Raw genomic sequence first — 17,714 nt, 5'->3', positions numbered from 1 at the left:
AAGGTCACGACGCCGCGGACCTACAGGGGCGTGAGCAGCTTGTTCCGGGTGATCGCGGCCAGCGAGAGCGTGCGGTAGCCCTCCTCGTCGAACAGGACCGTGAGGCGGTCGTCCTCCTCGCGCATCACCGTGCCCTCGCCCCACTCCTTGTGCTTCACCCGCGACTGCACCGGGAACCCGGTGTCGCCGGACGGGGTCTCCTCGGCGGTGCCGTCGCGGCACGTGTCGCAGTACCCGCAGGGCTCGCTCAGGTCCTCGCCGAAGTAGCCCAGCAGGAACTGCCGCCGGCACCCCTCGGTGTCGGCGTACCCGCGCATCATCTCGACCCGGGTCTGCTCGATGCGCCGCCGGGTCGCGGCCCACTCGACGGCGGCCTCGACCCCCTTCTCGACCGTCCTGCGCGCGTGCCAGCGCGGCCCGTCGGGCGTCGCGGTGACCGAACCGGACTGTTCGAAGATGTTCACCGCCCGGGTGACCCGCGCCTTGGTCAGGTCCAGTTCGGTCACCAGGTCGGCGATCCGCACCGGCCCGCGGTGGTGCTTGAGCCCGGTGCCGACCCGCACCAGCAGGTCCTCGTCGGGCGTCCCGCTGCTGAAGAACCGCGGGATGTGGAGGTCTTCCGGGCGGAAGTACAGCGCGGCGATCGCGGTCTCGCCGTCGCGCCCGGCCCGGCCGATCTGCTGGTAGTAGGAGTCGAGCGACTCGGCCGGTCCGGCGTGGATCACGAACCGCACGTCGGGTTTGTCGATGCCCATCCCGAACGCGGACGTGGCCACCACGACCACCGGCTCGCTGCTGCGGAACGCGTCGTGCACGGCCTCGCGCTCCGAGGCCTTCATCCCGGCGTGGTAGGCGAACGCGGGCACGTCGAGCTCACGCAGCGCCTCGGTGTAGTCCGTCGCTTCGCGACGCGTCTGCACGTAGAGCAGTCCGGTCGGCGTCTCCGACGCGACCCGGTCGATCACGGCCTTGCGGACGCCGGGCGCGGTGACCTGTCGCGACACCTCGAGCCACAGGTTGGGACGGTCGAAGCCGGCGATGACCTCCTCCGGCTCGCGCAGCCCCAGCACGTCGACGATGTCCGCGCGCACCGGGGGAGCGGCGGTGGCGGTCAGCGCCAGCACGGTCGGGTGGCCCAGGTACTCGATGGCCTCGCCCAGCCGCAGGTAGTCGGGCCGGAAGTCGTGGCCCCAGGCCGAGACGCAGTGGGCTTCGTCCACGACGAACAGTGACGGCGCGGCGGCCTTCAGCGCGTCCAGGACCTCGGGCTTGGTCAGCTGCTCCGGCGCCAGGAACACGAACTCCGCGCCGCCGGCCCGCAGCGCCTCGAACGAGGCCTCGTTCTCGCTCGCGGTCTGGTCGGAGTTGACCACGACGGCGGTCGGTGCGCCGTGCTCGGCCAGCGCCTGCATCTGGTCGCGCTGCAGCGCCAGGAGCGGCGAGACCACGACCGTCGGACCGTCGATGAGCACGGCCGGGACCTGGTAGATCGCCGACTTCCCGGACCCGGTGGGGGCCACCACCAGCGTGTCGACGCCGTTGGCCAGGTGCAGCATCGACTCGGCCTGCACCGGCCGCAGTTCGCTCCAGCCGTAGAGGTCGGCCGCGATGCCACGCAGCTTCTTCAGGTCGCTGCGGCGACGGGCCCAGGTGAGGGGGGAGCGCCTGCGGCGGCGGCGCCGCTCGTCGTTCGTGGTCACGGCTGCGCGGTACCCCGGATTTCGTATCGCCTACACCTGGTCGACGCGCACGGATCGTCACGCCGGCCGGGCCAGGGTAGACCCCGGGTGCGATCCCGCAGCTCAGAGCGGCGACGTAGGCTGGCCGACCATGTCGCACGCTGTTCTGATGACCGGTGCCCCCGCGACCGGCAAGACGACCGTCGGGCGGTTGGTGGCCGGTGCCCTGCGCGCGGCGATCCTCGACCAGGACGTCGTGACGGGGCCGTTCGTCGCCGGCGCCGATCTCGACGGACCGGCCGGCCGGGCGCTCCGCGCGGCCCGGTACGAGTCGATCGTCGCGACCGCGTGCGACTGCCTGTCGGTCGGCACCGCCGCGGTCCTCGTCGCCCCGTTCACCACCGAGCGTGCGCGAGCGGACGCGTTCGGTGCGCTCGTGGACCGGTTCGCCGCGGCCGGGGCGTCGACCACGCTGGTCTGGCTGACCGCGCCGGCCGACGTCCTGGTCGCGCGGATGGGCGCGCGGGCAGCGGAGCGCGACGCCGGGAAACTGGCCGACGCCGCCGCCTACTTCCGGGCCGGGCTGCTGGCCGCTCCGGCCGTGCCGCATGTCCGCGTCGACGCCACACTGGACCCGCGCGTTCAACTCGACACCGTTCTGTCGTCACTCCCTTGACATCCCCGCGGTGCAGGGCGCAGAGTTGCCGCGTCCGGTCGTGACAACGATTACCTAGCCGTTGATCTGGCGGTTGGCGGCGCTTCACGGCGATTCGTGACAACGATTACCTAGCGAGGCGAAGGGAGCAGCCGGCCATGCTGATCGGAAACCCCAACCTCGCCATCGACCGGCTGGTCACGCTGGCCGAGATCGTGCCCGGCGCCGTGATGCGCTCCCGCCGCACCGAGCTGTCGCCCGGCGGCAAAGGGGTGAACGTCGCCCGGGTCCTGCGGGCCCACGGCGTCCGGGCCCCGCTGCTCGGCCTGCTCTGCGCCGGTGACGGCCCGCTGCTGGCCGGTCTGCTGGCCGACGAGGGCGCCGACCTGATCGCGGTGCCGGCCCCGGGCACGGTCCGGCAGGCGCTGGTGTTCCGCGAGGCGTCCGCGGGCCGGGTCACGGTCGTCAACGAGCCCGGCGACCCGGTGCCGGCGATCGCCTGGCAGGCGTACCGCGAGGCCGCCGCCGCGCGGCTGAGCGCCGGGGAACTCTTCACGGTCTCCGGCAGCCTGCCGACCGGCGTCCCGGACGAGGGGTACCGGCAGCTGGTCGACCTCGCCCACGCCGCGGGCGCGGTCGTCGTCGTCGACGCCGCCCCGGCGGCGCTGGCCGCCGCGTTACCGGCCGGGCCGGACCTGGTCACCCCGAACCTGGAGGAGGCCGAGGCCACGCTCTCCGGCGCACCGGTCGACGTGCTGCCGATCCCGGACGGTGCCGACGTGCGCGAGCGGGCCGAGGTGGCGGCGCGGTCGCTGCTGGCCGCGGGGGCCCGGCGCGCGGTCGTCACGGCCGGGGCGGCCGGCAGCGCGTTCGCCACGCCGTCGAACCTGACCTGGATCCCGGCCGTCCCGGTGCGGGTCGTGAGCGCGGTCGGCGCCGGCGACTCGTTCGTCGGCGGGCTCGCGCTCGAGCTGCTGGCCCGCGGGCTCGGCGACGACGCCTGGCTGCCCGCGGTGGTCCGCGGGGTCGCCACCGCGAGCGCGTCGTGCGAGACGTCGCTGGCCGGTGGGGTGGACCCCGCGCGCGCTGCCGGGCTGCGCGGCAAGATCGAGGCACTCCTACCAAAGGTCGGTGCCCGGTGAAGCAGACAGCAGTGCGGTTGAAGGACGTCGCGGCGCTGGCCGCCACCAGCACGAAGACCGCGTCGCGGGTGATCAACGGCGATCCCCGGGTCGCCGAGGACACCCGGGTGCGCGTCCTCGCCGCCGTCCGCGAGCTGGGCTACCGGCCCGACCCGACCGCGCGCTCGCTGCGCAAGGGCACCGACGACACGCTCGGCATCGTCGTCGACTCGATCGCCGACCCGTTCTTCGCCAGCGTGACCGGCACGATCGAGCGGCTCGCGATCGCCCGCGGGCTGCGCGTGATGATCGCCAGCACCGGCCGGGACCCGCGGCTGGAGACCACAGTGGTCAACGACCTGCTGGCGCGCCGCGTCGCCGGGCTGATCGTCGCCCCCGCCGCGACCGACCACTCCTACCTCGCGCAGGCGCCCTGCCCGGTGCTGTTCGTCGACCGCCGCCCCGACGGCTACGCCGGCGGGGAGACCGTGCTCGTCGACGACAACGGCGGTGCCCGGCAGGCGCTCGCGCACCTGGCCGCGCAGGGCCACCGCCGGGTTGCCTACGTCGGCGGCCGGATGGACGTCGCCACCACCCGCAACCGCCTGCAGGGGTACCGCGATCAGGTCGCCGCGTCCGCGCTCGACGCCGACGAGGCCCTGGTGCGCACCGGCTGCAACACCGCCGACGACGGCCGCTCGGTCACCGTCGAACTGCTCGCCCTGCCCGAGCCGCCCACCGCGATCTTCTCCTCCAACACGCGGACGTCGCTGGGCGTCGTCGCCGCGCTGCACGCCTGCGACCGCACCGACGTCGCGCTCGTCTGCTTCGGCGACTTCGCGCTGGCCGACGTCCTCGATCCGGGCGTCACGGTCGTCGACCACGACCCGGAGGCCATCGGCGAGCTGGCCGCCCACACCATGTTCGAGCGACTGGCCGGGGAACCGGCCGTCTCGACCGACCGCACCCTGCCGCTGCGTCTGGTCATGCGCGGGTCCGGTGAACGGAGACCACCGCATGACTGAGCTCCTCCTCGGGGTCGACCTCGGGACATCGGACACGAAAGTCCTCGTCCTGCGGTCCGACGGCGCTCGGATCGGCACCTGGCGCCGTCCCACGGTCTGGCGCCGGTTACCGGGCCTCCGCGTCGAGACCGACGCGCGCACGCTGCTCGACGGCGTCCTCGGGGTGGTCACCGACGCGCTCTCCACGCTCGACGATCCGCGGGTGACGGCGCTCGGCCTCACCGGTCTGGCCGAGTCCGGAGTGGTCGTCGACGGGGCCGGGGCGCCCTGCTCGCCGGTGATCGCCTGGCACGACCCGCGCGGCGGCGAGCAGCTCGCCCGGGTGCCCTCGGACTTCCGGGACGCGTTCGGCGTCACCACCGGCCTGCCGTTCCACCAGCAGTGGACGATCGCGAAGCTGCTCTGGGCCCGCGAGCACGGCTTGGAGCTCGGGCCCGGCCACCGCTGGCTCAACGTCCCCGAGTACGTCGCGTTCGCGCTCGGCGCCGACCCCGTCGCCGAGCCGTCGCTGGCCTCCCGCACCGGCCTGCTCGACCTGGACACCGGCGGCCCGTGGAGCGCCGCGCTGGACCTGCTCGGCGTCGGCCCGGGTTTCCTGCCCGAGCGACGCTACGCGGGGGAGCCGGCCGGCACCGTCCGCACCCCCGACGCGCCCGCCGCGTTGCGGGGCGCGACGATCTCGGTCGCCGGGCACGACCACCCGGTCGCCGCGTTCGGCGCCGGCGCGGTCGGCGGCGACGACCTGTTCAACTCGTGCGGCACCGCCGACACGCTGCTGCGGGCCATCCCGCGCGTGGTCACCGCGGACGAGCGGCGGCGGCTGACCGGCGCGCGGGTCGAGGTCGGCCGGCACATCCTCCCCGGGACGACGCTCGTGAACGCGCCGTCGCGGGCCGGGCTCGTGCTGCGCCGGGTGCAGGCCGCGCTCGGCGCGACCGACCTGGGGGCGCTGGACGCCGCCTACCCGGGCGCCGACGCGTCCCGGGCCACCGTCACCGGGGGTGACGTCGAGGCCGACGACGTGGTGATCGCGCTGCGTGAGGGCGCGACCCCCGCGGACGTCTGGGCGGCCGCGGTCGACGCCAACGCCGCCTACACCGGGGACCTGCTCGCCCGGATCGCGCCGGTCGCCGGGCCGTACGGCCGGGCCGTCGGGGCGGGGGGCTGGCTGCGGCTCGCCTCGGTCCGGCGGAGCAAACGCCGGGTGCTGCCCGGGCTGACGTTCAGCCCGATCGACCAGCCGGGCGGGTTCGGCGCCGCCGTGCTCGCCGCGTGGGCCGCCGCCGGGAGCCCCGGCGACCTCGGGGAATTCTCCGCCGGCCTGCGCCCTACCGCCGTATTCGCCCCCTAGTTCTCTTTTTTTGCTCGGGAGGTAATCGATTACCTCCACATCTGACGAAGGGAATCCCATGACGACCGAGTCGGTCGCTGCCACCACCACGCTGGACTCCATCGCGGACCCGAACGGCGTCTTCTCGATCATCGCGATGGACCAGCGCAACACCTTGCGCCGCATGTTCGCCGCGGTCGGCATCGAGGCGAGCGCCGACGACCTGGACCGGGCCAAGGTCGACGTCGCCGCCGCGCTGACGCCGCTGGCCAGCGGCATCCTGCTCGACCCGACGATCGGCGTGCCGGCCGTGCGGCGCGCCGGTGCGCTCGCCGGCTCCTGCGGCCTGCTGATCGCCGCCGAGCCGGAGAAGCGTCCGACCTGGAACGGCGAGCCCCGTGCCGCCCGCGACCCCGAGCAGGGCGGCGACTGGGTCCGGTCGCTCGGCGGGCACGCGGTGAAGTTCCTGATCCAGGTCCGCCCGCACCGCACCTCCGCCGCCGGGGAGCCCGACCTGCAGGCCGAGGCGATCGAGGTCGTCCGGCAGGTCGTCGCCGACTGCCGCGCCGCCGGGATCCCGTCGGTCGTCGAGAACCTCATCTACGCCCAGCCCGGCGAGGAGCTCTCCGCGCGGCAGCGCGAGGACCTGATCGTCGAGTCGGCGATCCTGCTCGACGCGCTCGAGCCCGACCTGCTCAAGCTCGAGTACCCGGGCTCGGCGGCCGGGGCGCGCCGCCTGGCCGATGCGCTGACCGGTCCCTGGGCCGTGCTGTCGGCCGGGGTCGCGTTCGATCAGTTCCAGGAGGTCGTGCGGATCTCCTGCGACGAGGGCGGCGCGTCCGGCTTCATCGCCGGCCGGTCGGTCTGGAAGGAAGCGGTCGGCCTGTCCGCGGCGGAGCGGTCGTCGTTCTTCGCCGACTCGGCCCGGCCGCGCCTGGAGAAGCTGCTCGCCGCCGTCGACGGCCGCGCGCGTTCCTGGCGCGAGGCGGCGCGTCGCTGATGGCCCCCGTGCTGCAGGCCCGCGGGATCACCCGCGAATACGGGCACGTCACCGCGCTGGCCGGCGCGGACTTCGAGGTCGAGGCCGGGGAGGTCGTCGCGCTCATCGGCGACAACGGCGCCGGGAAGAGCACGCTGACCCGGATCCTGTCGGGGACCGACACCCCCACCACCGGGGAGATCCGGTTCGAGGGCGAGCCGGTGACCCTGTCCTCGCCGGTCGCCGCGCGCGAGCTCGGCATCGAGACCGTGTACCAGGACCTCGCCCTCGCGCCCCACCTGTCGCCGGTGCAGAACATGTACCTGGGCCGGGAGGTCATGAAGCGTGGCCTGCTGGGCCGGCTGGGCTTCATGGACAAGGCCGCGATGCGGACCGGCAGCAGGACCGCCTTCGACTCGCTCGGCGCGACCGTCCGCGACCTCGACGGCCCGGTCGGCGGCATGTCCGGCGGCCAGCGCCAAGGCATCGCCGTCGCCCGCGCCGCCGCCTGGGCCAGCAAGGTCATCTTCCTCGACGAGCCCACCGCCGCCCTGGGCGTCGTCCAGACGAAGAACGTGCTCGACCTGATCCGGCGCACCGCCGCCAACGGCATCGCGGTGGTGTTCATCAGCCACTCGATGCCGCACGTCATCGACGTCTCCGACCGCGTCCAGGTGATGCGCCAGGGACGCCGGGTCGCGACGTTGCGCACCGCCGACACGTCGATGGAGCAGCTCGTCGGGGCGATGACGGGCGCGTTCGAAGGGAGCACAGCGTGAGCAGCGTTGCCACCTCGCCTCCGGTCACCGGGAAGCCGGAACCGCCGGCCGCACCGGGCGGGCGGAAACGGATCACGAAGCTGCTGGCCACCCAGCAGCTGCAGATCGTCTTCGTGCTGCTGGTGATCTACGCGATCTTCGCGATCCTGCGCCCGGAGACCTTCCCGACGCTCTACAACCTGCGCGGCATCGTGGTGAACACCTCGATCCTCGCGGTGCTCGGCGCCGGCATGACGCTGGTGATCATCACGGGCGGCATCGACCTCTCGGTCGGGTCGGTCCTGGTGTTCAGCGGTGTCATCGCGTCGAAGACCATGGTCGCGGCCGGTGGCCAGGGCTGGGGCGTCGCCGCGCTGGGCGTCCTGGTGGCCTGCGCCTGCGGCCTGGGCTGGGGGCTGCTCAACGGGGTGCTGATCGCGAAACTCACCATCCCCCCGCTGATCGTGACGCTCGGGACGCTCGGAATGGCGCTGGGCTTCTCGCAGATCATCACCAAGGGCGTCGACCTGCGTGACGCGCCGGACGTGCTGGTCAACAACATCGGCTTCGGCAACGTCTTCGGCCAGGTGCCGTGGATCTCGGTGATCGCGCTCGTCGTCGTCCTCCTCGTCGGTGTCCTGCTGCACCGCAGCCGCTGGGGCCTGCACGTCTTCGCGATCGGCTCGAACGCCGAGGCCGGCCGGCGGGTCGGGCTCAAGGTCGACCGCCAGCTGATCGGCGTCTACGCGCTCGCCGGCCTGCTCGCCGGGTTCGCCGGCGTCCTGAACCTCGTCTTCTACCAGTCGACGACGATCGGCGGGCAGACGCAGACCAACCTGAACGTGATCGCGGGCGTCGTGATCGGCGGCACCAGCCTCTTCGGCGGCGTCGGCACGATCTTCGGCACGATCATCGGCCTCTTCATCCCCGCGGTCCTGCAGAACGGCTTCGTGATCCTCGGCGTGCAGCCCTTCTGGCAGCAGGTCGTCGTGGGCGCGGTGCTCATCGCGGCGGTCTACGCCGACCAGTCCCGGCGCGCTCGCGCGCTGCGCGGGGGGAAACCCACCGGTTTTCGCTTTCCCTTCCTTTCTTCGCGTTCCACTCCAACGAAGGAGCAGTCATGAACAGAACTCGTACCGGTGCCGCCGTGGCCGGCCTGGCGGCGATCGCGTTGCTGGCCACCGGGTGCGGCGGCGACTCCGCGAGCGGCAGCGACGGCGGCTACAAGCTGGCGTTCATCGAAGGCGTGACCGGTGACGCGTTCTACGTGACGATGGGCTGCGGCGTCCAGGACGCGGCGAAGAAGGCCGGCGCGACCGTCGACATCCAGGGCGCGCAGAAGTTCGACCCGACGCTGCAGACCCCGGTGCTCCAGTCGGTGATCGCGTCCCGCCCCGACGCGATCCTGATCGCCCCGACCGACGCCAAGTCGATGGAGCAGCCGATCAAGCAGGCCACCTCGGCCGGCATCAAGGTCGTGCTCGTCGACACCACACTGGAGAACACCGACGGCATCGTGAGCTCGATCGCGTCGGACAACACCGGCGGCGGCAAGGCGGCGTTCACGGCCATCCAGCAGCTCGCGCCGAACGGCGGCAAGGTGCTGGTCATCGACAACCAGCCGGGTATCAGCACCTCCGACGCCCGGACGCAGGGCTTCGACTCGGCCGCGAAGGCCGACCCCAAGTACACGAACCTCGGCGTCCAGTACGTGCAGAACGACCCGGCGAAGGCCGCCCAGATCGTCACCGCGGCGCTGCAGAAGGACCCCGACATCGTCGGCATCTTCGCGACGAACCTGTTCGGTGCGACCGGTGCGGCGACCGGCGTCCGCCAGGCCGGCAAGCAGGGCGCGGTGAAGATCGTCGGCTTCGACGCCGGCTCCGACCAGGTCAAGGCGCTGCAGGACGGCACGATCCAGGCGCTGATCGCCCAGCAGCCCGGCACGATCGGCACCGACGGGGTCGACCAGGCCGTGAAGGCGCTGAAGGGCGAGGCGACCGAGAAGACGATCCAGACCGGCTTCACGATCGTCACCAAGGACAACCTGAACAGCGCCGAGGGCCAGGCCGCGCTGTACAAGTCCCGCTGCTGAGCCTCGTCGTCCCCGGCGGCGCCCGCCGCCGGGGACCGCGGTTCAGGACAGCGCCGTGAAGCGACGCAGCCGCTGGCTGTTGAGGACGACGAAGACCGAGCTGAACGCCATCGCGCCGCCGGCCAGCATCGGGCTGAGCAGGCCCGCGGCGGCCAGCGGGATCGCCGCGACGTTGTAGGCGAACGCCCAGAACAGGTTCCCGCGGATCGTGCGCAGCGTGCTCCGGGACAGCCGGATCGCGTCCACGGCGGCGAGCAGGTCACCGCGGACGAGCGTGAGGTCCGCGGCCTCGATCGCGGCGTCGGTGCCGGTGCCCATGGCCAGCCCCAGGTCGGCCCGGGCGAGCGCGGCGGCGTCGTTCACGCCGTCGCCGACCATCGCGACGACCCGCCCCTCGGCCTGGAGCCGGCCGACCACGTCGACCTTGCCGGCCGGGAGGACCCCGGCGACGACGCGGTCGATGCCGACCTCGGCCGCGACGGCCCGCGCCGCGGCCTCGCTGTCGCCGGTGAGCAGCACCGGGGTGAGTCCGAGCTTCGTCAGTTCGGCGACCGCGCGGGCGCTCGTCGGCTTCACCGAGTCCCCGACGGTGACCACGCCCCGGGCCGCGCCGCCCCAGCCGACGGCCACCGCGGTTCCGCGCATCGCGTCCACCACCTCGCGGGGCACCTGGTAGCCCCGCTCGCGCAGGAGCTCGACCCGCCCCACGACGACCTCACCGACGCCGCCGGGGACCCGGCCCACGACGCCGCGGCCGGGTTCGTTGCGGAAGCCGGTGACCGGTGTCGCCGGGACTCCGGCGGCGGCGATGGCCCGCGCGATCGGGTGCTCGCTGCCGGCCTCCACCGCGGCGGCGTGGCGCAGCACCTCGGCGGGGTCCTCGCCGGGGGCCGCGATCACGTCGTGGACGGTCATCCGGCCCGTCGTCACGGTGCCGGTCTTGTCGAGCACGATCGTGTCGACGCGCCGGGTCGACTCCAGGATCTCCGGGCCTTTGATCAGCACGCCGAGCTGCGCTCCGCGCCCGGTGCCGACCAGCAGCGCGGTCGGGGTCGCCAGCCCGAGCGCGCACGGGCAGGCGATGATCAGCACCGCGACGGCCGCGGTGAACGCCGTGGTCCACCCGGCGCCGGATCCGGCCCAGAAGCCGAGCGTCGCCACCGACAACGCCAGCACGATCGGCACGAACACCCCGGAGATCCGGTCGGCCAGCCGCTGCACCGGGGCCTTCCCGGCCTGCGCGCGCTCCACCAGCGCGGCCATCCGCGCCAGCTCGGTGTCGCGCCCCACGCCGGTGGCCCGCACGACCAGCCGCCCGCCGACGTTCACGGTGCCGCCGGTCACCGCGTCGCCCGGCCCCACCTCGACCGGGATCGGCTCGCCGGTGAGCATCGAGGCGTCGACCGCGGACGCGCCGTCCTCGACGACGCCGTCGGTGGCGATCGTCTCGCCCGGGCGCACCACGAACCGGTCGCCGACGACGAGCGCGGAGACCGCGACCCGGGTCTCGACGCCGTCGCGCAGCACACCGGCGTCCTTCGCGCCCAGCTCGAGCAGCGCGCGCAGGGCCCCGGTCGCCCGGCGCTTCGACCGGGACTCGAAGTAGCGCCCGGCCAGCAGGAACGTCGTGACGCCCGCCGCGACCTCGAGGTAGATGGTGCCGCGCGGATCCTCGTCGCCCAGGCTCCAGCTGAACGGGTGGGTCATGCCCGGCATCCCGGCGGTACCGAAGAACAGCGCCCACAGCGACCACCCGAACGCGGCGAGCGTGCCGAGCGACACCAGCGTGTCCATCGACGCTTCGCCGTGGCGCAGGTTACGCAGCGTCGCGGTGTGGAAGGGCAGCCCGCAGGCGACGACGACCGGCGCGGCCAGCGTCAGCGACAGCCACTGCCAGTACTCGAACTGCCAGGCCGGCACCATCGCGAGCACCACGACCGGCACCGTCAGCGCGATCGCCACCAGCAGCCGGGTGCGCGCGGGGTCGGACTCCGGCTCCTCCACGACCGTGGCCGGCAGCGCGGCCGTGTACCCGGTCTTCTCCACGGTCGCGATGAACTCGTCCGCGCTGTGCCCGCCGTCGGTGTGGATCGTCGCGCGTTCGGTGGCGTAGTTGACGCTCGCGCTCACCCCGTCGAGGCGGTTGAGCTTCTTCTCGATGCGCGCCGCGCAGGACGCGCAGGTCATGCCGCCGATCTCGAGCTCGATCATCGGCCGGCCTCCCGGGTGAACTCGGCGGTGCGTACGACGTCGCCGTGCTTGAAGTCGAAGTAGAGGCGGTACGCGCCGTCGGACGGTACCTCGGCGACGAACGTCGTGCCGGACTGCGGGTGGACGTGCAGGTAGGCCAGGTCGCCCTGGCGCAGCGCCACCAGGTGCCCGGAGGCGCCGAGGTAGGGCTGCAGGTCGGTGACCGGTTTCCCGTTCCGGCTCACCGCCGCGGTCACCGTCGACGCCGTGCCGGGCGTCAGCGTGCCGGTGAGCGTCACCGTGTAGCCGTCGACCGTGCCGGTGGGCGCCGGGGCCGGCAGCGGTACCGGCCGGTAGTCGCCGGGCGCCGGGACGTCGACGCCGAGCGTGAGGCCGTCGTCCAGCGCGGCCGGGCGGAAGTCGGCGAACACCCGGTACTGGCCGGGCGCGGCCACCGCGAGGGGGATCTCCCAGGTGCCGTCGGTGCCGAGCACCGGGTGCACGTGCCGGAAGCCCGCGAGGTCACGACGCACGACGATCAGGTGCAGATCCTTCTCGTGCTCGGTGGCGTACCGGGTGACCGGCCGCCCGTCCGGCCCGAGGATCCGGAAGCGGAACGGCTGCGGCGCGCCGGTGGTGAGCGCGGGGGTCAGCGCCTGGAGCCGGTACCCGTCCTGGGTGGTCTGCAGCCCGGCCGGGACCGCGTCGGCGTGCCCGGCCTGCTCGCCGTGCGGTTCGGCCCCGTGCTCGGCCGCGGTGGCCGGCGGCGGTTCGGGCTCCGGGCCGACCCACCGCCCCAGCCCGGTGGCCGCGGCGAACACGACGACCAGGCCGAGCACGAACGCGGACAGGCGCAGCGACGTACGCACGGATGCCTCCCTCATTCGACGACACCCTCGACTATACGGGTACCCCCTATAGGTACCAACCCCGGCTCCGCGACGTCGTCGTCCACCTGATCGAGGAGTACGCCCGCCACCTCGGCCACGCCGACCTGCTCCGCGAACGCATCGACGCCGCGTCGGCCGGTGACCCCGGCCCGGCGGCGCTCAGCTCACCGCCCGCCCCGTCCGCCGTCGATTCGGCCGATTCCCTCGACGTGTTCACGCGTCGAAATGCGATCGTCGTCGAGGTGGCCGGGCCGGTGCGGCCGGGTGTCGACGTCGAGGAAGTCCGTGAGGTCCTCGATCGAGGTGTAGTGCATCTCGCGGCCGCCGAATTCGGGCGTGGCGTGGACGTGTTCGGACCGGTGGTGGCGCTGCCGTCCGTGCGGGCCGATCGTCGCGCCGTCGACGGAGTCGAGGCGGAGCATCCGGCCCGGCCCGGGGAACTCGAAGACCCGAGGCGTTCCGATGCCGTCCCAGTTCACGTCGACGGCGTCCAACGACTGCCGAAATTCGCGATCGAACCGGCTATGGACGTCGGCAGCGAAGAAGCCCTGGTCAGGTGGGGGGCACACCGCATCGATGAGCGCCTTCGCGAGCTCCGGGCGCGCCTCCAGCAGCTTCCCGGCCGACGGCAGCGGCGGCAGCGCGTAGACGAACAGGTTCTCTTGCGTCGCCTCGTTTCCGACCTGCAGCCCTCGGACGTCGAACATCAGCAGACCCTCGAGCCACCCGACCGGCGTCCGGCGGGGCACGGTCAGGCAGATACGGTCGGCCGACCACCAGCCCGGCCCGAGCGCCTCCACCACGTCCGCGCGCAACGTGTCGTCTCCGGGGTCGCGGGCGAGCCGGGCGAGCCGATCACGAACCCCCGGCCGGTCGATCACCCCGGCGAAGTCGAGCGTCTCGCCGGGGGCCGACTCGGCCGTGAACCGGTTGATCTGAACGTTGTGCTCGCCGACCTGCACCCCGCGGCAATCACGCAGCCGTAGGCGGTCGAGGGCGTCACGGAGCCTCTGCTCCGGGTCGTCGTCGAGCCCGGCCGCGCCGGGGTGGTCGCGTCGACCCGGCCCGCGCGAGTGGGCGTCGCCCCGGGCCCGGCGGTGTTCCGCGGAGCGGCCCGGCGGCCGGTCCGCGCGTCGCATGCCGGCCGTACCGGGATCGAGTGTCGAGAAGAGCTGGGCGCTCAGCGGATCGCGCTCGTAGTACGTGATGTCGAGGGCGGTGAGAGCCGGGCGACGATCGTCGCCGGTCGAGTCGTCCGCGGTGCCCGTCATCCGGTAGAGCAACTGGACGCCGGCCGTGTCCACGAGGTCGGCCAGTAGCGCGTCGATCTCGCCGGCCGAGACGATCCGCCGGGCGACGATCGACGGCGTGATGCGAACCGGCCGTTCCACGACCCGGCCCCGCGTCAGTGCGCCGACGGCCGGGCCGAGGTCGACGCCGGTCACGACGTCGGTCTCGTGGCACCGATCGGTCGCCCACATCTGCACGATGTCGTCCGCCGGGCGCCCGGTCGGCTCCACCGCGCGGTGGATGACCAACCGGCCCGCCGCCCCGCCGACCCAGTAAACGCTCAACTCCAGTCGGGACGTGGTCATTGGGCACCGTCCTCGTCGTCGGTCTCTGATCGGAGGTAACGCACGTGTGACGGGCCACCCTCGGCTCCGGACTGCCGGGCGGATCTGATCAACGCGTTGACGCCGCGCGCCAGTCGTCGGTTCTCCTGGCGGAGCCCGGTGAACTCGGCGCGCAGCTCCGCGTCGGCGGTACGAGCGCGGTTCTCCTCGTCCGCTACGCGCAGGCCGAGCCGCTCGATCTTCGTGCCGGAAGCAGCGAGCGCGCGGCTCTGGTCCGCCGTCGCGATCGTGGAGCGCCGATCGAGCCGGGCCAGCAGGTAGCCCACGACACCGGCGAACCCGGCCACTACCAGCACGATCAGCGTGTCCGGCCACGTCCACCCCGGACCCCCGCGCGGTGGCGGGGCCGCGGCCCGGGCGGTCGGCGGCGCCGAGGGCGGCGGCGTCCGCCGGAGCGTCTGCAGGCTCCGCGGAACGACCTGGTCGGGGTGGGCCTTGAGGACCGCGACCACCTCGGCGCGGGCCTCCTCGTCATAGCCCTCGTCGGCCAGCCGCTGGGCACCGGCCCATACCGGATCGACGTCGGCCGGGTGCTCGGTCAGGCGGACGAGGCCGGCGGCCGCGGTCGCGTTGTCCCGGTCCGTCGTCCAGGCGGACAGATAAGCCTTCCGCGCGGACCCGGGGTCGCCGGCCCGCTCCGCCGCCTGCGCTCGCGCGACCGCCCGTAGCGCCTCGGCCCGGTGACCGGAGACCCGCGCGGTTCCCTCCTCGGCGCAGTCGCCCTCGTCCACGCGGGCGGCGTCCGCGTACTCCGCGAGCGCGCGGGCCAGGTGCGCGGACTTCTCCAGGGCGGCTCCGGCAGTGCAGTGTGTCGTGCTCCCCGTGTCGCACGCGCCGGCCGAGAGGGCGACGGCGGCCACCGCCGCGGCGAGGAACGCCCGATAGGTGTCACCAGCCATGAACACCCCGGACTCACGCCGGCGGGAACACGTTGACCTGGACGCGGCCGTCGCCGTACTGCGTGCCGCGGCCCGCTGGCGCGGTCGGCAACGTCGCCAGCGCGGTCACGATCTCCAGGCCTAACTCCTCCGGGGTGCCGAACGTTTTCCGGATGAGATGGCTGCCGCGGTCCCGTAGCGCTTTCTGCCGTTCCGCGGTCTCCGGATCGAAGAAGCGCCGCGGCAGCATCCCGTCGCCGTCCAGCAGGAAAAGCAGGCACCGCTTCCCGGTCAGGCTCGCCGCGTCGAACTCGAGTTCGGTGTAGGAGCGACGCTCCGGGTCGTCGGGCACGATCGAGCCGTAGCGGTGGCCCCAGATCCCGAGGAAGACGTCACAGTCGCGAACGGCCCGGACGGAGTCGGCGGCCGGTGTCTCCGGCGCGGCCGCGAAGTACCGCATGTCGACCGGTACGTGACCGAGGCGGTTGACGGCATCGATCGCGGCGGCGACGAACGACTGGGCCGGCGGCTCCGGGAAGGTCGCCAACTCGGCGGTGTGCGACAGGAACACCCGCCGCGACGGGAGGTGCGAAGTGGTCATCGTGCCGGGCCGCCTCTCCCACCGATCCGTGGTCGATGAACACTCATTGTGAGGGAGTGGTCGCGTAGAGGCCAGCAGCGTGCGCATCCTCGGATCGGTGAGCCGTGGATAGCGCCGGAGCCGGGCGGTAGAAACGAGACGTGATCGATCGAACCGGACTGGCCGAGTTCCTGCGGCGCCGTCGTGAAGCGTTGCAGCCCGAGGACGTCGGCCTGCCGCGCGGGCAGCGCCGGCGCACCAGCGGGCTGCGTCGCGAGGAGGCCGCCGCGCTCTGCCACATGTCGGCCGACTACTACGCCCGGCTCGAACGCGAGCGCGGGCCGCAGCCGTCCGAACAGATGATCGCCTCGATCGCGCAGGGCCTGCACCTCTCGCTGGAGGAGCGCGACCACCTGTTCCGGCTGGCCGGGCACACCCCGCCGGCCCGCGGCCCGTCCGGTGACCACATCAGCCCCGGCCTGCTGCGCGTGTTCGACCGGCTCGGCGACACTCCCGCGGAGATCGTCACCGAACTCGGCGAGACGCTGCGCCAGACGTCGCTCGGCGTCGCGCTCACCGGGGTGACGACCGAGTTCACCGGCCCGGCGCGCAGCATCGGCTACCGCTGGTTCGCCCAGCCCGCCTCGCGGGCGCTCTACGCCGCCGAGGACCACCCGTTCCTCTCCCGCATGTGGGTCTCCGGGCTGCGCGAGCGCGCCACCCTGCGCGGCCCCGGCTCCCGGGCGGCCGGCTACGTGGAGCTCCTGCTCGCCGAGAGTGCGGAGTTCCGCGAGCTCTGGGAGCGCCACGAGGTCGGCGTGTACCCGGGCGACACCAAGCGGTTCGTCCACCCGGAACTCGGGGCGCTGGACCTGGCCTGCCAGACGCTCGTCGACCCGGGCCAGTCGCACTACCTGCTCGTCTACACCGCGATACCGGGCAGCGAGAGCTACGACAAGATGCAGCTGCTGTCAGCCGTCGGCGCCGGAAGTCGTCCATGATGCGGACGTTCGTCCGCTAGTCTGGGGCGATGGCGAATCGTGGAACCGGGCCGGACTTCGTCGAGGCCCTGGCCCGGGGCTTGGACGTGCTGGCGTGCTTCGACGCGCGCCGGCCGGTGATGACGCTGAGTGAGGTCGCCGCGGCCACCGACCTGGCCCGCCCGACGGCCCGGCGGCTGCTGCTGACGCTCGAGGAGATGGGGTACGTGCGCACCGCCGAGGGCGGCGGGTTCGCGCTCACCCCGAAGGTGCTCGCGCTCGGTATGGCCTACGTCAGCTCGCAGGGGCTGTGGGAGATCGCCCGGCCGCACCTCGAGCGTCTGGTCGCGGCCACCGGCGAGTCCTCGTCGATGGCCCAGCTCGACGGTTCCGACATCGTCTACGTGGCCCGGGTCTCGGTGCCGAAGATCATCACGCTGCGGGTGGACATCGGCACCCGGTTCCCGGCCGCGCAGACCTCGCAGGGCAAGGTGCTGCTGGCCGGGCTCGCGCCGGCCGAGGTGGATCGGGTGCTGGCCGAACCGAGCCGCGCCGGGCTCCCGCCGTACATCGGCCGCACGGCGGCGGAGTTCACGGCCGAGCTCACCGAGGTGCGGGCCCGGGGCTGGGCGCTGGCCGACGAGGAGCTCGCCCCGGGGGTGCGGTCGGTCGCCGCGCCGGTGCGTGACGGCTCGGGGCGGGTGCGGGCGGCGATGAACGTCACCGTGCACGCGGCCGAGACGTCGCTCCAGACCCTCCTCGACGCCCACCTGCCCCGCCTCCTGCGCACCGCGGGTGACGTCAGCGCCGAGTGGGCGCTCTGGCAGTCGCGTCCGCACTCGGAGATCGAGCGGCGCACCCAGTCCGCGTAGCGGGCCTTCTTGACACTGCGCCGAGGGGGCGGGACGCTGGCGGACAAG

At 73.4% G+C, this 17,714-nt stretch carries 16 protein-coding genes and 1 pseudogene; 11 read left to right on the top strand and 6 right to left on the bottom strand.

What is annotated here, in order from left to right:
- Window positions 1-20: 20 nt before the first annotated feature.
- On the bottom strand, window positions 21-1,700 hold the full coding sequence (locus CRYAR_RS22145; protein ID WP_211247581.1) for a RecQ family ATP-dependent DNA helicase: 1,680 nt from the start codon (window positions 1,698-1,700) through the stop codon (window positions 21-23).
- 148 nt (window positions 1,701-1,848) lie between these two features.
- Between CRYAR_RS22145 and CRYAR_RS22140 the strand changes: the two genes are divergently transcribed.
- The 8 genes from CRYAR_RS22140 (at window position 1,849) to CRYAR_RS22105 (ending at window position 9,642) form a co-directional block, all read left to right on the top strand.
- On the top strand, window positions 1,849-2,355 hold the full coding sequence (locus CRYAR_RS22140; RefSeq protein WP_035854810.1) for a P-loop nucleotide/nucleoside kinase family protein: 507 nt from the start codon (window positions 1,849-1,851) through the stop codon (window positions 2,353-2,355).
- A 137-nt stretch (window positions 2,356-2,492) separates the two neighbouring features.
- A complete protein-coding gene (locus CRYAR_RS22135) occupies window positions 2,493-3,476 on the top strand; it encodes a 1-phosphofructokinase family hexose kinase (RefSeq protein WP_051570787.1) in 984 nt (327 codons plus the stop codon).
- Window positions 3,473-4,480 carry a LacI family DNA-binding transcriptional regulator gene (locus tag CRYAR_RS22130; protein ID WP_157017965.1) on the top strand — a complete coding sequence of 336 codons (1,008 nt, stop codon included), beginning with the start codon at window positions 3,473-3,475 and terminating at the stop codon, window positions 4,478-4,480. Before CRYAR_RS22135 ends, CRYAR_RS22130 begins: the two co-directional genes overlap by 4 nt.
- A complete protein-coding gene (locus CRYAR_RS22125) occupies window positions 4,473-5,831 on the top strand; it encodes an FGGY family carbohydrate kinase (RefSeq protein WP_051570785.1) in 1,359 nt (452 codons plus the stop codon). The genes CRYAR_RS22130 and CRYAR_RS22125 overlap by 8 nt, the downstream gene beginning before the upstream one ends.
- 58 nt (window positions 5,832-5,889) lie before the next feature.
- Entirely contained in the window at window positions 5,890-6,810 is a 921-nt protein-coding gene (locus CRYAR_RS22120) for a hypothetical protein (protein ID WP_035854806.1), read from the top strand.
- A complete protein-coding gene (locus tag CRYAR_RS22115; protein WP_035854798.1) occupies window positions 6,810-7,568 on the top strand; it encodes an ATP-binding cassette domain-containing protein in 759 nt (252 codons plus the stop codon). Before CRYAR_RS22120 ends, CRYAR_RS22115 begins: the two co-directional genes overlap by 1 nt.
- Window positions 7,565-8,671, top strand: a complete 1,107-nt coding sequence (locus CRYAR_RS22110) for an ABC transporter permease (protein ID WP_063725745.1) — start codon at window positions 7,565-7,567, stop codon at window positions 8,669-8,671. Before CRYAR_RS22115 ends, CRYAR_RS22110 begins: the two co-directional genes overlap by 4 nt.
- Window positions 8,668-9,642: an ABC transporter substrate-binding protein gene (locus CRYAR_RS22105; RefSeq protein ID WP_035854794.1), complete on the top strand. Its 975-nt coding sequence runs from the start codon at window positions 8,668-8,670 to the stop codon at window positions 9,640-9,642. Before CRYAR_RS22110 ends, CRYAR_RS22105 begins: the two co-directional genes overlap by 4 nt.
- A gap of 42 nt (window positions 9,643-9,684) precedes the next feature.
- Here the strand turns inward: CRYAR_RS22105 and CRYAR_RS22100 are convergent, their stop codons facing one another.
- Both CRYAR_RS22100 and CRYAR_RS22095 read right to left on the bottom strand, forming a co-directional pair.
- Entirely contained in the window at window positions 9,685-11,853 is a 2,169-nt protein-coding gene (locus CRYAR_RS22100; protein ID WP_035854783.1) for a heavy metal translocating P-type ATPase, read from the bottom strand.
- The gene (locus tag CRYAR_RS22095) at window positions 11,850-12,716 is read right to left on the bottom strand and encodes a hypothetical protein (protein WP_051570784.1); all 867 of its coding nucleotides are present in this window, start codon (window positions 12,714-12,716) and stop codon (window positions 11,850-11,852) included. The genes CRYAR_RS22100 and CRYAR_RS22095 overlap by 4 nt, the downstream gene beginning before the upstream one ends.
- Here CRYAR_RS22095 and CRYAR_RS51350 point away from each other — a divergent pair.
- Window positions 12,704-12,787, top strand: a pseudogene (locus CRYAR_RS51350) (hypothetical protein); the annotation flags it as partial. The gene CRYAR_RS22095 and the pseudogene CRYAR_RS51350 overlap by 13 nt on opposite strands.
- 99 nt (window positions 12,788-12,886) lie before the next feature.
- Here the strand turns inward: CRYAR_RS51350 and CRYAR_RS48155 are convergent.
- Genes CRYAR_RS48155 through CRYAR_RS22080 form a run of 3 tightly spaced genes read right to left on the bottom strand, consistent with a single transcriptional unit; the run spans window position 12,887 to window position 15,835 of the window.
- Window positions 12,887-14,317 (bottom strand): hypothetical protein, encoded by a 1,431-nt coding sequence (locus CRYAR_RS48155; protein WP_035854775.1) that lies wholly within the window; start codon window positions 14,315-14,317, stop codon window positions 12,887-12,889.
- Window positions 14,314-15,255, bottom strand: coding sequence for a coiled-coil domain-containing protein (locus CRYAR_RS22085; protein WP_157017961.1), 942 nt, complete (start codon window positions 15,253-15,255; stop codon window positions 14,314-14,316). Before CRYAR_RS22085 ends, CRYAR_RS48155 begins: the two co-directional genes overlap by 4 nt.
- Window positions 15,256-15,268: 13 nt before the next feature.
- On the bottom strand, window positions 15,269-15,835 hold the full coding sequence (locus tag CRYAR_RS22080) for a DUF4062 domain-containing protein (protein WP_051570783.1): 567 nt from the start codon (window positions 15,833-15,835) through the stop codon (window positions 15,269-15,271).
- Between the two features lie 140 nt (window positions 15,836-15,975).
- Between CRYAR_RS22080 and CRYAR_RS22075 the strand changes: the two genes are divergently transcribed.
- Entirely contained in the window at window positions 15,976-16,815 is an 840-nt protein-coding gene (locus tag CRYAR_RS22075) for a helix-turn-helix transcriptional regulator (RefSeq protein WP_035854758.1), read from the top strand.
- 29 nt (window positions 16,816-16,844) lie between these two features.
- Complete coding sequence (locus CRYAR_RS22070; RefSeq protein ID WP_035854750.1) at window positions 16,845-17,666, top strand: IclR family transcriptional regulator domain-containing protein; 822 nt, start codon at window positions 16,845-16,847, stop codon at window positions 17,664-17,666.
- The last annotated feature ends 48 nt before the right edge of the window (window positions 17,667-17,714 follow it).

The organism is Cryptosporangium arvum DSM 44712 (assembly GCF_000585375.1).
In the GTDB taxonomy this organism is placed as follows: domain Bacteria; phylum Actinomycetota; class Actinomycetes; order Mycobacteriales; family Cryptosporangiaceae; genus Cryptosporangium; species Cryptosporangium arvum.
This window is presented reverse-complemented; position numbering and strand designations above follow the sequence as displayed.